The 13,325-nt window shown below is 71.6% G+C and carries 14 protein-coding genes; 4 read left to right on the top strand and 10 right to left on the bottom strand.

All coding sequences use genetic code 11. From position 1 onward, the window contains the following. Positions 1–15 precede the first annotated feature (15 nt). The 3 genes from cysK to BLR21_RS06495 all read left to right on the top strand — a co-directional run bounded on the left by cysK (position 16) and on the right by BLR21_RS06495 (position 2,826). Entirely contained in the window at positions 16–987 is a 972-nt protein-coding gene (cysK, locus tag BLR21_RS06505) for a cysteine synthase A (protein WP_030475855.1), read from the top strand. Positions 988–993: 6 nt separating this feature from the next. Further along, positions 994–1,488 (top strand): cupin domain-containing protein, encoded by a 495-nt coding sequence (locus tag BLR21_RS06500; RefSeq protein ID WP_090004773.1) that lies wholly within the window; start codon positions 994–996, stop codon positions 1,486–1,488. A gap of 159 nt (positions 1,489–1,647) precedes the next feature. Then, complete coding sequence (locus tag BLR21_RS06495) at positions 1,648–2,826, top strand: serine/threonine-protein kinase (RefSeq protein ID WP_090004772.1); 1,179 nt, start codon at positions 1,648–1,650, stop codon at positions 2,824–2,826. A 3-nt stretch (positions 2,827–2,829) separates the two neighbouring features. Here BLR21_RS06495 and BLR21_RS06490 read toward each other — a convergent pair whose 3' ends face one another. The 5 genes from BLR21_RS06490 to BLR21_RS06470 form a co-directional block, all read right to left on the bottom strand. Next, positions 2,830–3,711 carry a hypothetical protein gene (locus BLR21_RS06490; RefSeq protein WP_090004771.1) on the bottom strand — a complete coding sequence of 294 codons (882 nt, stop codon included), beginning with the start codon at positions 3,709–3,711 and terminating at the stop codon, positions 2,830–2,832. Positions 3,712–3,774: 63 nt separating this feature from the next. Next, a complete protein-coding gene (locus tag BLR21_RS06485) occupies positions 3,775–5,004 on the bottom strand; it encodes a vWA domain-containing protein (protein ID WP_090004770.1) in 1,230 nt (409 codons plus the stop codon). Beyond that, positions 5,004–6,239: an AAA family ATPase gene (locus BLR21_RS06480; RefSeq protein WP_090004769.1), complete on the bottom strand. Its 1,236-nt coding sequence runs from the start codon at positions 6,237–6,239 to the stop codon at positions 5,004–5,006. Before BLR21_RS06480 ends, BLR21_RS06485 begins: the two co-directional genes overlap by 1 nt. A gap of 64 nt (positions 6,240–6,303) precedes the next feature. Further along, on the bottom strand, positions 6,304–7,629 hold the full coding sequence (locus BLR21_RS06475) for a hypothetical protein (protein WP_090005083.1): 1,326 nt from the start codon (positions 7,627–7,629) through the stop codon (positions 6,304–6,306). Positions 7,630–7,766: 137 nt separating this feature from the next. After that, entirely contained in the window at positions 7,767–8,258 is a 492-nt protein-coding gene (locus BLR21_RS06470) for an SRPBCC family protein (RefSeq protein WP_256334505.1), read from the bottom strand. A 102-nt stretch (positions 8,259–8,360) separates the two neighbouring features. Between BLR21_RS06470 and BLR21_RS06465 the strand changes: the two genes are divergently transcribed. Next, positions 8,361–9,188, top strand: coding sequence for a helix-turn-helix domain-containing protein (locus BLR21_RS06465; protein ID WP_090004767.1), 828 nt, complete (start codon positions 8,361–8,363; stop codon positions 9,186–9,188). A gap of 15 nt (positions 9,189–9,203) precedes the next feature. Here BLR21_RS06465 and BLR21_RS06460 read toward each other — a convergent pair whose 3' ends face one another. The 5 genes from BLR21_RS06460 to BLR21_RS06440 all read right to left on the bottom strand — a co-directional run bounded on the left by BLR21_RS06460 (position 9,204) and on the right by BLR21_RS06440 (position 13,324). Continuing rightward, positions 9,204–10,031 (bottom strand): SCO6745 family protein, encoded by an 828-nt coding sequence (locus BLR21_RS06460; RefSeq protein ID WP_090004766.1) that lies wholly within the window; start codon positions 10,029–10,031, stop codon positions 9,204–9,206. A gap of 72 nt (positions 10,032–10,103) precedes the next feature. Continuing rightward, positions 10,104–11,192 carry an alanine racemase gene (locus BLR21_RS06455; protein WP_256334504.1) on the bottom strand — a complete coding sequence of 363 codons (1,089 nt, stop codon included), beginning with the start codon at positions 11,190–11,192 and terminating at the stop codon, positions 10,104–10,106. After that, positions 11,189–12,109 carry an ornithine cyclodeaminase family protein gene (locus tag BLR21_RS06450; RefSeq protein ID WP_090004764.1) on the bottom strand — a complete coding sequence of 307 codons (921 nt, stop codon included), beginning with the start codon at positions 12,107–12,109 and terminating at the stop codon, positions 11,189–11,191. The genes BLR21_RS06455 and BLR21_RS06450 overlap by 4 nt, the downstream gene beginning before the upstream one ends. Next, on the bottom strand, positions 12,106–12,756 hold the full coding sequence (locus tag BLR21_RS06445) for a helix-turn-helix transcriptional regulator (RefSeq protein ID WP_090004763.1): 651 nt from the start codon (positions 12,754–12,756) through the stop codon (positions 12,106–12,108). Before BLR21_RS06445 ends, BLR21_RS06450 begins: the two co-directional genes overlap by 4 nt. Before the next feature lie 94 nt (positions 12,757–12,850). Further along, entirely contained in the window at positions 12,851–13,324 is a 474-nt protein-coding gene (locus BLR21_RS06440; protein ID WP_218130774.1) for a group II truncated hemoglobin, read from the bottom strand. Position 13,325 lies beyond the last annotated feature (1 nt).

Here is a 13,325-nt window from a genome sequence, read left to right as displayed (position 1 = left end):
CCGATCGGAGAGCACGTGAACACCCGACTCAGCCAGCCGCTCACCAAACGACCACCCGCCGAGTCGCTTGTGGACCTGATCGGCGGCACGCCCACCGTGAAGCTCGACCTCGGCGTGACGACCGCGCACCTCTACGCCAAGCTGGAGATGGCCAACCCCCTGTCCAGCGTGAAAGATCGCGCCGCGCTCTACATGATCAACGGCGCGGAGGAGCGCGGGCAGCTCACCAGGGGCTCGGGCACCATCGTCGAGGCGACGTCCGGCAACACCGGCATCTCCATGGCGGCGATCGCCGCCGCGCGTGGCTACCGGTGCGTGATCGTGCTGCCGGACAGCGCGACCAGCGAGCGCATCCAGCTGCTGCGGGCGTTCGGCGCGGAGATCGTGCTGACGCCGTACCAGGAGGGCTACGTCGCGGCCATCGCCAAGGCCGAGGAGATCTACCGCGAACGGCCGGGGTCGTGGTTCGCCTGCCAGCACGAGAACCCCGACAACGTGGCCGCGCACCACGCGACCACCGGCCCGGAGATCTGGAACGACACCGACGGCGAGGTGGACGTCTTCGTCTGCGGTGTGGGCACCGGCGGAACGCTCAGCGGCACCGCGAAGTACCTGAAGGAACGCAACCCCGCGATCCGCGTGGTCGCGGTGGAGCCCGAGGGATCACCGGTGCTCAGCCAGGGATGGGGCGGCCTGCACCGCATCCCCGGCCTCAACGGCGGTTTCGTCGCGGCGACGACCGACGTCGACCTGATCGACGAGGTCCTGGCGGTGTCCAATGAGGACGCTTACGCCACGGCGCGGGAACTGGCCAGGACGGCGGGACTCCTGGTCGGCGTCTCCTCCGGCGCGGCGGCGCACGCCTGCCGCGTGCTGGCCGCACGGCCCGAGTACGCGGGCAAGAACTTGATCACCGTGTTCCCGGACACGGGCGAGCGTTACCTCTCGTGGTTCAACCAGGACGACATCGCCAGCAACGAGGAGTGAACAGACATGACGCAAGTCTCCAACATCCTGCTTCCCGGCGAAGGCGAGTCGGTGCAGATCGGCACGACCACCCACACGACCTTCAAGGCCAGGGGCAGTGAGACGGACGGCAAGCTCGGTCTGTACGAGCACCGGATGGCCCCCGGAGCACCCGGCGCCTCGCCGCACGTCCACAACGAACAGCTCGAAGCGTTCTACGTCCTGCACGGCATGGTGGAGCTCCACCTCGACGGCAAGTCGTTCGCCGCACCACCCGGCACGTACGTCAACGTGCCGATGGGGGTCTCGCACGGGTTCCACAACCCGTACAAGGACCAGGCGACGATGCTGATCATCTTCACCCCCGCGCTCAACCGCGAGGAGTACTTCAGGGGACTCGCCGAGATGTACGCGGACGGCAACCAGCCCTCCGAGGACGAACTGCTGACCCTGATGGCGAAGTACGACCAGTTCGAGGTGACGATGAACGGCTACGACGTCCCCAACTGGGGCCGGCACTGAGGTGGACGTCCGCCCGGTTCAGGGCCTCGCCGCGTCTCAACTGGTGGTTTGACGGTTGACAGTCTGGTCAGGGGTGGAATATTTCACCCCTGACCAGAGTGTCCGGCGCGGACTGGTGGGCGGGGCCACCCGACCGCGCCGCCGGCTACGAGGTGGCGAATGACAGAGGAGTTACCGGAGATCCCCGGCTTCCGGTACGCCCGACCGCTGGGCAGGAACGTTCACCTGTACCGCGGCGCGGACGGTGAGATCGCGGTGAAGCTGCTCGTCGACCCGCCGCGGGTGGCCGACATCAGGGCGGTGGCCGATCTGCGGCATCCCGGCATCGCGAGCGTCGACCGCGCCGGACGGACCCGCGCGGGGCTGCCGTACCTGGTGATGAGGTACTTCCCGGACGGCGATCTGGCCGCCGCGGCACCGTTGCCCTTCGCGCGCGTGCTGGAGATCGGGACCGATGTCGCGGACGCCCTGCACGCCGCGCATCAGGCAGGCGTCCTGCACCGCGACGTGAAGCCCGCCAACGTACTGCGCGACGAGCACGGGCAGGCGTACCTGACCGACTTCGGCACCACCGGCGGAGACCACCTGCTGTGGACGGCGCCCGAGGTGCTCAGCAGCGGTGCGCACAGCGTCCGGGCGGACGTCTTCTCGCTCGGCGCGACGCTGTGGCACCTGCTCGCGGGCCACTCGCCGTTCGTGGTGCCCCGCGGCGACAACTCCCGCGTGGCGATCGCACAGCGCATCCTGCTCAGCGCCGCGCCGCCGTCGGGCAGGGCACCGCTTTCCCTGGAAACACTGCTGCGCCAGGCGATGTCCGCCGATCCGTCCGCACGACCGGCGTCGGCGGGCGAGTTCGCCGAGCGGCTCCGGCGGATCCACGACGAGTCGGCTCCGACCGCCGCGCTGGCGGCGGTTGTCGTCCCGGCAGGCCCACCCGAGCGCCGGAAAGCTCGCTGGCCGCTCTACGCCGGAGTGGCCGGGGCCGTCGCCGCGGTCGGCATCGCCAGTGTGCTTCTCCTGCAGGACAAGGGTTCCCTGCGGATTTCGGCCGGGGCGCAGCCGGAGAGCGCGGCCGAGGGCGGATCCTCCGGCAAGGCCGTGGTCACCGTGACCCGCGTGAACCCGCAGACGCTGCGCTTCTCGTGGACCTACCCGTCACCGCAGCCCGGCGACACGTTCGTCTGGCGCACCAACGACGAGCTGAAGACGGGCACCGTCAGCGAGCCGTCGGTCGAGCTGACCGCGTCGGGCACGCTGTGCGTCGAGGTGCGGGTCGTGCGGGCCGACGGCAGCAGCGCGAACGCCCGGGACTGGTCGCCGGAGGGCTGTGGCTTCTGATCTCTAGCGCCGGAGGACCCAGCCGCCGTCGTTCTCGTCGTCGGTGCCGAGGAGCACGTCACCGCCGCGCAGCAGGGTCACCGCCTCGATCTTGCGCCCGCCGAACGTGCCGAGCAGGTGTGGCCGCCGCGCCAGGCCGACGCCCACGGTGTCCTTGCGCGGCACCAGGCGGCCGATCTCGCGCAGCGACGACGAGAACGGGCCGTCGTCACCGGGGTCGACCGCGGAGGACACCAGCACCGAACCGTTCGTCCTGATCGCGATGTCCGACGCGTGCCGGACGGTCTTCTCGTGCGCGCCGGTGTCGTACTCGACGGTGGTGACGGGGCCGAACGTGTGGTCCTGCAACGAGAAGTACGCCGAGTAGAGGGTCGACGTCCGGACGCCCGCGCCGCGGTCGGCCCACACCGCGGCGAGCCGGGAGCCGACGGCCCGCAGCGCGAAGCTCTCCATGTTGTCCTGCGGATCGTGCGGCGGCAGGTCGAACGCGGCGACGACGGTGACGACGTCGCGCCGCACCCGCACGTGGAAGGCGCGGCTGCCGCTGGTCACCGCGACGTACTCGCCAGGCCGGTGCGGCACGCCGGCGACCGCCTCCAGGTCCACCGGGGTCTCGCCCTGCCACGTCATCGGCCGCACGGCGGTGACGCGTCCGTCGTCGAGGACGATCCTGCGGACACGTTCCTGGCCCGGCTTCTTGTTGTCGATGACCGAAAGCGCCTCGACGTGGTCGCCGCGGCTGCTGAGCACGGCGAGGCCGCTGACGCCTTCGGTGATGCCGGTGCCGACCCGTTGCCACTGGCCGGTGTGTGCGGAGGCGGGCAACGGGACGAGCGACGCGGTGACCGCGAGCACGCTCGCGGCCAGCAGGGTTCGGGACGACATCTGCCCAACGTGGCACAGGACCTGCTGCGGGCCAACGTGATGAGCGCTGCTTTGCCTGAACGGTCAGCCGATGGCGACCACTCGCGCCCAGTCGGGCGGAATGTCCGGAACGTAGTCGGGATCGTCCTCATCGTCCCTTCCGGACGGACGTGGTCGCGGGAACAGGCCCACCACCGTGCGGCACGGTGGCGCCGCGGCGGGCCAGGGGGTCTGGCCGTCGGTCAGGGCCACGACCACGTCCGGGCGGGTGCGCAGGGCCTTGGCGAAGCCTTCGCGCAGATCGGTGCCACCGCCGCCCACCAACGGGATTCCCTCCGCCTGGCACAGCGGACCGGTGACGTGCGCGGCGGCGTCGCAGGACAACACCGAGACGAGATCACGGCGGCCGCCCACCGCGCGGACGATCGCGGCGATCTCGACGAGCGCGCTGCCCAGTTCCGCGTCGCTCACGGACCCGGACGTGTCGACGATGACGACGACCTTGGGCGGCCTGCGCCGCAGGCTCGGCAGGACGACCTTCGGCACGCCGGCCGACCTGCGGGCGGGCCTGCCGTAGGTGTAGTCCTCGCCCACGCCGGGGCCGGAGACCGCGGAACGCACTGCCGCTCCCAGCAGGTCGCGCCACGGTTGTGGCGGGTGGAACGCCTCCTCCGCCCACCGTCGCCACCCCTGCGGGAGCGAGCCCGGGTGTCCCGTGATGCTCTGCGCCACGCGGAACCGGACGGCGTCCTGCTCCTGCGCGGTGAGCCCGTGCGCGCCGCCCGCCCCGAGGTCCCACTCCCGTTCCAGACCGTCCGCGCCGCTGCCGCAGTCGAGCCAGGCGAACGCGTTGGTGTGCGGGCCGAGCCGGAACTGCCGCAGGTAGTCCTCCATGAGCTGACCCTCCGGCAGCCGGAGTGCCGCCGGCTGCACGGCGTCGTCCGGGCACGCCAGGCCGTCGCCGAAGACGTCGTCGTTGATCTCGCAGTCCGCCGCGATGTTCATCCGCAGCCGTTCTCCCGGCCCGGTCAGTTCGTGTCGTGCCGCGAACCGGTCGCCGCGCCCGTGGTGGTCACGGATCAGGTGGGACACCTCGTGCACCCAGATCCCGGCGAGCTCCTCCACCGGTCTGCTGTCGACGAACGCCGGCGAGACGTAGCAACGCCAGTGCCGGTCCACCGCCATCGTCGGCACCTGCTGTGACTCCACGACTTTCAGGGCGAACAACGCCGTCGCCAGGTACGGGCGGCAGCGCACCGCGTACAACCGGGCGGCGAACAGCTTCTCCTCGTCCAGCGTTCGCGTCGTCGTCATCAGTGGGCACCCGCGACGGTCTTGGTGCGTGCCCTGGCCTGGTCGGCCCGCTGCGACAGCGACACCGCTCCGGCCAGTTGCTCGATCGCAGCCGGAACCTGCCAGTCGTCGTGCCGCAGCGTGGCGAGCGTGGCCGCCGGGACGACCACCAGGTCCGGCGCACCGGTCTCCACGGCCAGCGTCAGCAGTGCCCACGCGGCGTTCCAGCGGGCCTCGTCCGGCCGGTTGCGCACCGCCGCGACGACGCCGTCGAGCACCACCTGCCGCAGGTCGCCGCGCTCGGGCAGCACGGCCGCCGCCGGATCCGCGAGCAGCTCCTCGGGGTCCGGCAGGTCCAACCGGTCGAGGCTCGCCAGCAACTCGAGGCCGGGACCGTCTCCCACGGTGCCCCGCACCAGCATGGACAGCACCTCCCGTGACGTGCCGGCCGCCGTCGCGAAGGCGATCAGGCGCAACGCCATCTCCCAGCTGCGTGGTGAGGGCCAGGCGCCGCCGCGCAGCGTCTCGTTCTTGGGCAGCTGGTGCACGAGGTTCGGCCGGCCGGTCAGGAGTCCGCACACCGCCCGGCGGGCGAACACCACCGCGTCGGGCAGCAGTTCCGTGGCCAGTCGCGGCAGTGCGGCGGTCGGCCAGGTCCCGCCCAGCCCGCGCACCACGACCTCGTGGTCGAACGTCCACTTGAGATGGACGAACCGGTTGGCCAGCGGCGGGCTGAGCTCCCAGCCGTCGGCGGCCGAGGAACGAGGGTTGGCGGCCGCGACGATCCGGACCCCCGGCGGCAGGCGCAGGGCGCCGACCCGGCGTTCCAGCACGACCCGCAGCAACGCGGCCTGCACGGCGGGCGGCGCGGTGGACAGCTCGTCCAGGAACAGCAGTCCGCGCCCGGCCCTGACCAGGCGCACCGCCCAGTCGGGCGGCGCCATCGGCACGCCCTGCGTCGCCGGATCGTCACCGACCACCGGCAGGCCGGAGAAGTCCGAGGGCTCGTGCACGCTGGCGATCACCGTGGTCAGCGGCAGCTCGAGGGAGTCGGCGAGCTGGGTGAGGGCCGCGGTCTTGCCGATCCCGGGCTCACCCCACAGCAGCACCGGCAGGTCGGCGGACACGGCCAGCGTCAGGGCTTCCAGCTGCGGGTTCGCCCGCCACTCGGTGGACGTGTCGCCGAGCAGGGCGAGCAGGTCGGCGGCCACGTCGAGCTGCCGGGTGCTTCCATTGTGGACGTTCGTGGCAGACATGTGTCGATCACCTTGGTTCAAGTCGGAGGCCGTGCGCCGGCCGGGCGAGGAGAGGGTGAGTGAGTCAGGGACGGCGCGAATCCGCGTGCCGCGGCCGAGAGCGGTGGCCCGGCCGGGGATAGTCCTTAGTGGACGGAAGTGGCCGGATGTCGTGGAGTTCCGCCCGGTACAGCCCGTGCAGGACCTTGCGCCGCGCAGCCGTTTCCAGCTCGTCCCGCAACGCCCCGCTGAGCAGCAGCGCGTCCGGTCCGAGCAGGCCTTCGACGACGGCGAGGGCACCGGCGACGTCGCCGTGGTCCAGCCGGGCGCGGATGTCCACGAGATCTCCCGGGTGCCGGTGCGTCGTGTCGATCGCGTGCAGGCACGGCAGGCTCCGGCCGCCCAGCGCGGCCAGCAGCTCTTCCCGGCGGATCTCGTCCGGGTCGTGGTCGAGCGCGACGAGCGCGCCGTTCACCACGCCGATCCGGTGCAGGGCACCACGACAGGCGACGAGGCGCGAACTCCCTGTGCTGTCAGGACTTCGCGGCACACTCGTCGGTCGGTACCCAGGCAGCAGCGCCGACCTGACGAGGGGGTGCAGCCGGTCGGCGTCGATCGCGCCGGCGTGCCACAGCTCCAGGTCGGGCGGCACCCAGGTGGCCGCGTCCGGCAGGACCGGCAACGCGCAGCCACGCGGGGAAGTCGCGGTGATGCCCGGCGCGTCCAGGTCGAGCACGACCCGCTGCCGGGAACCGAGCCGGACCACGACGGCGCTGCCCGCCTGCTCCTCCGCACGGAGCAGCAGTGCGGCCTCGGCCGCCCACCGGTGCGTGGCGCGGCCGTCCGATCGTTCGTCGGGCCACTGCGTTGCCCCGCAACGTTCTCGCAGCTCGGAGGTTCTGCGCGCGTCCCACAGGTGGCGGTGCAGATCGAGCCGGAAACGCCGATCCGGCCGGGGATGCGGATGACCGCCGGCCCTGCTCAAGGCCCCGGACCGTTCCCACAGCGCGAGGCTGATCCGTTGCCCGGCATCGGCCCAGGCAGGCGGTGTGCGTGCGACGAGGTGCACCTCGTCGCCACCGTCGGGTGGTCGATACCGGGCGAGGGAGACGGTGAGGCCGGGCCGCAGCACGCCGTCCGGCCTGATCCTCGGGAAGTGCCACCGAAGCAGGTCGGGCGCCAGCTGACGCAGATCGGCGCGAACCAGGTCCGCGAACTGCTTACCGCGCGTGCGACTCAGGACACGCAGGGTGAAATCGACATCGACCCGCGCGGTGGCACAGGCTCCGGACCAGTCACCGGCCAGCCGGCGGGCGGTCGCGGACTCGATCATCGACGCCGGCACGGCGAACTCGCGCACGTGCGACCAGAAGGTGAGGCGGGAGGATCCATTCACGGTCGAGTGGTGCATCAGCACTCACCTTTGGTGAACGGGACCCCCGATCTGCTCGAGTTGGTGATCATCGCGGACACCGTAGCAGAGCCCGCAGCACAACCGTGGCGGGATTTCCTGGCTGTCCGGTCCTCGATCCGGCTCCGCTTGGGCGATCAGGGCGTGTCCGGCCCGGAACCCTGACCGGTGACCCACTCGGCGAGTGCGGTGAGTGTGGTCTCGGCGCTGACGGCCATGTAGTCGCGCAACGCGACCAGGTCGGCTCGGGTGCGGCCGAGGACGGGGTCCGTGCGGAGCAGCCGCCACGACTGCTCCGCGACGGTGCCCCGGCCCTGGCCCCGCAGCGTCCAGCTCCACTCGACGATGCCATCCTCGGCGCCGCCGACCACGAAGGCGAAAGCGGCGCCGGGGTCGGCTTTCACGACCTGCGAGCGGGTGGTCCACTCCTTGCCGTCCCTGCGGTTGTGTCCGCTGAACCACGCGCCGACCTCGGGGCCGGCGCCGTCGTCGTAGGCGACGGCGCTCGCGTTGGGGCTCCAGCGGCCGATCGCGGACACGTCGCTGACGAGCCGGTAGACCTCGGCGGGATCGGCGTCGACCCAGGCCTGGCGGGCGAAGGTGAGTTCGGTCAGATCGATGTCGTTCATGACGCCCATCTGACCGGCCGTCGCGCCGCCGGACCATTCCCAGCTCTGCGTATCCCTGGCTGGGACAGGTTAGGCGCGCGGGCGGGGCACATACTCGACACCATGAACGACACCGCACGGCTCGGAGAGTTCCTCAAGACGCGGCGCTCGCAGCTTCGTCCCGAGGACGTAGGCGTGCGGACGTACGACGAACGGCGCCGCGTGCCCGGTCTGCGCCGGGACGAACTGGCCCGGCTGGCCGGGGTGAGCAGCTCCTACTACACGAGGCTCGAACAGGGGCACTCCACCAGCGCCTCGCCCGAGGTGCTGGACGCGCTCGCCACCGCGTTGCTATTGGACGAGTCCGAACGGCAACACCTGCACGTGCTGGCCAAACCGGTGAAGCAGGCCCGCGTGCGCAGGCCCGCTCCCGAACGCGTCGACGAGGCGACCGGCCAGCTGCTCGCCGCGCTGGAGGGCGTCCCCGCCGTCGTGCTGGGCCTGCGCAGCGACGTCCTGGCCTGGAACCGGCTGGGCCACGCGTTGTTCGCCGGGCACCTGGACCTCGGCGCGGTACGCCCGAACATGGCGCGGCTGGTGTTCCTCGACCCGCACACCCGCGAGCTCTACGCGGACTGGCAGAGCAAGGCCAGGGCGGTCGTGGGGAACCTGCGCCTGGCGGTCGGCCGTCATCCCGATGACGCCGCGCTGCACGAACTGGTCGGGCAGCTGAGCGCGAAGAGCACCGACTTCGCCTCGATGTGGGCCGATCACCGCGTCAAAGCCTGCGCCACGGCCGTCTACGAGATGCGGCACCCGCTCGTCGGTCCGCTGACCGTGACCCAGCAGACCCTGAGCAACGGCCTGGGCCTTAGCGTCGTCGTGGCCACCGCGCCACCGGGCTCGCCCTCGCACACCGCGCTGGCGCTGCTCGCCCAGGCCACGATCTGAACAAGGCCCGCCCGGTCACTTCGACCCGGCGGCCACCAGCTTCGCGGTGATGGGTTCGAGCACGGCTGTCAGCTCGTCGAGCTCGGCGGGGGAGAGGGCCTCGTAGGGTGCGGCGGCGAGTTCGTCGGTGAGGTCCTCGATTTCCTGCTGGAGCTTGCGTCCCGCGTCGGTGAACCGGCCGTCGGCATCGACGATCCCGCGCTCCCGCAAGCCGTTCATGACTTCGGCCAGCCGCTTGTCCGGCAGGTGGTGGATGCGCCCGAACGACTCCGGCGGGTGGATGCCCATCGCGATCGCGGAGAGCACGTGGGCCTCGGTGCCGCCGATCCGCGCGCCGACGAGGGCGGCGATGTGCCCGTCGCCGCGGTGCTCGCGGAGCATGGTCGCGGAATGCCACAACCGGGCCACCGGGTCGCCCGGCACCTCAAGGGTGCGCATGCCGGCGTACATCACCCGGCCTTCGACGGGCGCGCTCGTCGCGGCTTTGGTGGTGAGGTCGGCGGCGCGCAGGAAACCGGGCGAGGCGGCCATCTCGTCACCGACGATCCGGCGCAGGGAGGCCGCGCTGCCCCGTTCCCGCGCCGCGACGGACGCCTCGGGCGGGATCTTCTCCCACGCCTTCGGGATGTGCCGCGCGGCCTCACCGTCGGCGAAGCTGTAGAACGCCGCGTGCACGACCTCCGCCGGCACGCGCCCCAACGGCGCGGCGCGACTGGCGAAGTAGCCGGACCAGTAGCCGCGGTGGCCGAGCGCGGCCAGTTCCTCGGTGCACTCGTCGGCGAAGTAGGTGACGAGGCAGATCGGTTCCAGGAGCTCGAACATGCGACGCGCGGTGCGGGTCATGGCCGCCATCGTGCCAGAGGCGCCGTGACCGCTTCTCCGGTTCCGCCTTGGACGTCGCGTTTGCGCGATGCGTCACCAGCCGCGATGACGGGTCCAGATCTCGCCGCCGACGACGTGGTAGCGGTCGTGCTGGGCGGCCGTCGCGCAGGCGTGGTTGGGCAGGATCCGCAGCCGCGTGCCGATCGGCAGGTCAGGTACCGGCGCGCCGTCCCGCGTGCTCAGGACGCCGTGTTCCTGGCTCGCCCCGATCATGACGAGGCCGGGGATCAGCGTGCCGCCGGCGTCGGCGACCAGGCCGTAGCCCTGGTCCACCGCCTGCGCCTGCGTGCCCCGGTCCCGCGAGGTCGCCATCCAGCCTCCGTCGGTGATCACCCAGTTCCTGTCGCGCTGGTGACCGATCACCGTGACGGCCACGGTGAGGGCGAGGTCGTCGGTGGTGCAGACGCCGATGCCCGCCATGACGAGGTCGAAGAAGACGTAGTTGCCCGCGCGGACCTCGGTGACGCCGGTCAGGTCCGTCGCGGCGTGGGCGGTGGGGGTGGAGCCGACGCTGACGATCTCGCACGGGAGGCCGGCGGCACGCAGGACCGTGGCCGCGGCGACGGCGGTGTCGCGTTCGTTCTGTGCGGCCTGGTGCAGAGCCTCTGGTGTGTAAGCGAAGTAGGACTCGCCCGCGTGGGTGAGCACACCGGCGAGGTGGTCGCCGAGGGCGCGGCCGATCTCGGGTAGCGCGGCATCGGTGACCGCGACGCCGCCTCGGTGCCCGTCGCAGTCGATCTCGATCAACGCCGGGAGGCGCAGGTTCTCCTTGCGGGCGAACGAGGTCACGGCCTCGGCCTGCGCGAGCGAGTCGAGCAGTACGGTCAGGTGCACCCCACGGCGGAGAAGCGTGGCGACACGCGGCAGCTTGTGCGGATCGATGCCGACGGCGTACAGGACGTCCCGGTAGCCGGCGTCGGCGAAGTACTCGGCCTCGGCGAGCGTCGACACGGTGATCGGCCCGCCCGCGTGCACGCGCCGCGCGACCTCGACGGACTTGGACGTCTTGACGTGCAGGCGGAGCGGGACGCCGAGTGCGGCCAGGTGGTCGCGCAGCCTTGCCGCGTTGCGGTCCAGCCGGTCGGTGTCCAGCACGGCGAACGGGGTGTCCACAGTGGTCACTGGGATGCTCCTGACGGGAGGCGGCGCAGCAGGGCGGCGGCCAGGGTGAGGTCCTGCAGGGCGAAGCCGGAGCTGTCGAACACCGTGATCTCCTCGGGTGACGTCCGGCCCGTGGCGTCACCGGCGAGCACCGCCCCGAGCGCGACGGGCGTGGCGGACTCGGCGTGCTGGAACTCGCCGATCGCACGGGACTGTTCCGGCAGGTCGCAGAACAGTGATGCGCGGCCGTACAGCGCGACGGGCAGTTCCTGCTTGCCCGGACCGTCCGCGCCCATGGCCGAGATGTGCGTGCCCGGTGCGACCCAGCTTGCGTCGAACAACGCCTGCCGGGCCGTGGTGGCGGTGACGAGCACGTCCGCAGCGGCGACTCCTGCCTCGGCGTCGGCGGGTTCGGCAGGCAGAGCGGTCTGCGCGGTCACGGCGGCGGCGAACTCCAGTGCCGCGTCAGCGCGGCGGCCGACGACGAGTACTCGTTCGATCGGCCGAACCCGGCTGACAGCGCGCACCTCGTGCAGTGCCTGGTGTCCGGTGCCGATGATGGTCAGCGTGCGGGAATCGTTGCGTGCCAGCGTGTGCACGGCCAACGCGTCGGCGGCGGCCGTGCGGTAGGCGTTGGCGGCCGCCGCCTCGACCACGGCGCTGAGCCGCCCGGTGGCCGGGTCGAGCAGCACGATCGTGGAACTGTGGCGCGGGAGATCGGTGTTGTCCGGCCAGAAACTGCCGATCTTCACGCCGACGAGCTCGCCCGCGGAACCGGACTTGAGGGTGAACCTGGTGTGCGGCAAGGAGGAACGCCCAATCACGACCGGGAACGAAGATCCCGTCCCGGCGGCGAGGAACGCCTCCCGCGCCGCCTCCAGCGCCAGGTCGTCGTCGACGAGCGCCGCCGACTCGGCTTCACTGATGAAGGTGGTCACGGCTGGTCCTTCCGGAGTTCGGCGAGGTCGTTGTAGAGGCCGGTGCGGGAGATGCCGAGCCGCTTCGCGATGCGGGCGGGTGCGCCACGCAGGCTGAACACCCCGGCCTCGTTCAGCGACCGGACGAGCACCAGCCGTTCGTCGCGCCCCAGTGCCGCCACGGGCACCGCGTGCGCGCGTTCGGCTCGCTCGATCAGCGATTCGACCACCTGGTCCAGGTCGCCGGAGAAGTTCGTCGTCGCGCTGACCTCCTGCGCCGCCGACAACCCGAGCAGGTCCGACAGCACGCCGGTGGCGCGGTTGATGGCCGACATGTCGATGTTGATGCACAACGCGCCGATGAGCGTCCCGTCGACGTCACGCAACGGCAGCGTCGTGCACTTGAGCACCCGCCCGTCCTGCGCGCGGGTGAGGTAGCCGACCTCGTTGCCGGCCTCGGCTCCCGCACCCAGCACCCGCAGGCCGATCTCGCTCATCGCGTCCCCTGGCGCGCGGCCGGTGACCGAGCCCGCGACCGCGACGACCGACCGTTCCGGGTCGCGGTAGTCGTGCAGCACGACCTCGCAACTGCGGCCGAAGGTCGCCGCGATGCCGTCGAGCACGGGTACCAGTGCGGCGAACACGGCGTCCGCGGTGTTGTCCGGCACACCCGACCTCCTGTTCTGAACGAAGTGTCACGTTCTGAACAAACTGTCTCACGAAGGTGCTGTCAGCGCGGTGTGGTGCTGGCCACGGGAAGGCTCAGGGAGCGATGTACGGCGGCGCCACGCCCCAGCCCCACTTCGGCACCGGTGCCCCGTGGTACGGCGTGGCGTCTGTCGCGGAGTTCTGCACCGCGAGCCGGGTGCCCCACTCCAGGTAGGACACGAACGCGGCGCGGAACTCCGGATCGCCGGGCAGCGCCACCTCGTCCGCCGCGTCCATGATCAGGTTCAGCCAGCGGCGGCGCTGCTCCTCGGTGATGGCCCGGCCGAGGTGCTGGGAGAGCATGAACTCGTAGCCGCCGCGCTCCTCGGTGTACGCGGCCGGCCCGCCGAACACCTCGCCGAGCCACAGCGCCACGTACCGCGCGTGGCCGGGGTCCATGCCGGCGAACACCGGCGCGAGCAGCGCGTCGTCCGCGACCTTCCGGTAGAACGCCTCGGTCAGCCGGAGCAGCGCCTCCGCGCCCCCGGCCCACGTGTAGAGAGAAGGTGTTGACTGGTCGTTGATCACG

This window comes from Lentzea albidocapillata subsp. violacea (genome assembly GCF_900100275.1).
GTDB classification, from domain to species: domain Bacteria; phylum Actinomycetota; class Actinomycetes; order Mycobacteriales; family Pseudonocardiaceae; genus Lentzea; species Lentzea violacea.
Note: the sequence above shows the minus strand (reverse complement) of the source record. Positions and strands in the feature narration are given on the sequence as shown.

Excerpts from the sequence above, each read along its gene's own strand:
- BLR21_RS06475 (WP_090005083.1), bottom strand. The coding sequence starts at position 7,629 with ATGCACCACTCGACCGTGAATGGATCCTCCCGCCTCACCTTCTGGTCG.
- BLR21_RS06465 (WP_090004767.1), top strand. The coding sequence starts at position 8,361 with ATGAACGACACCGCACGGCTCGGAGAGTTCCTCAAGACGCGGCGCTCG.
- BLR21_RS06480 (WP_090004769.1), bottom strand. The coding sequence starts at position 6,239 with ATGTCTGCCACGAACGTCCACAATGGAAGCACCCGGCAGCTCGACGTG.
- BLR21_RS06485 (WP_090004770.1), bottom strand. The coding sequence starts at position 5,004 with ATGACGACGACGCGAACGCTGGACGAGGAGAAGCTGTTCGCCGCCCGG.
- BLR21_RS06490 (WP_090004771.1), bottom strand. The coding sequence starts at position 3,711 with ATGTCGTCCCGAACCCTGCTGGCCGCGAGCGTGCTCGCGGTCACCGCG.
- BLR21_RS06470 (WP_256334505.1), bottom strand. The coding sequence starts at position 8,258 with ATGAACGACATCGATCTGACCGAACTCACCTTCGCCCGCCAGGCCTGG.
- BLR21_RS06500 (WP_090004773.1), top strand. The coding sequence starts at position 994 with ATGACGCAAGTCTCCAACATCCTGCTTCCCGGCGAAGGCGAGTCGGTG.
- BLR21_RS06495 (WP_090004772.1), top strand. The coding sequence starts at position 1,648 with ATGACAGAGGAGTTACCGGAGATCCCCGGCTTCCGGTACGCCCGACCG.
- BLR21_RS06460 (WP_090004766.1), bottom strand. The coding sequence starts at position 10,031 with ATGACCCGCACCGCGCGTCGCATGTTCGAGCTCCTGGAACCGATCTGC.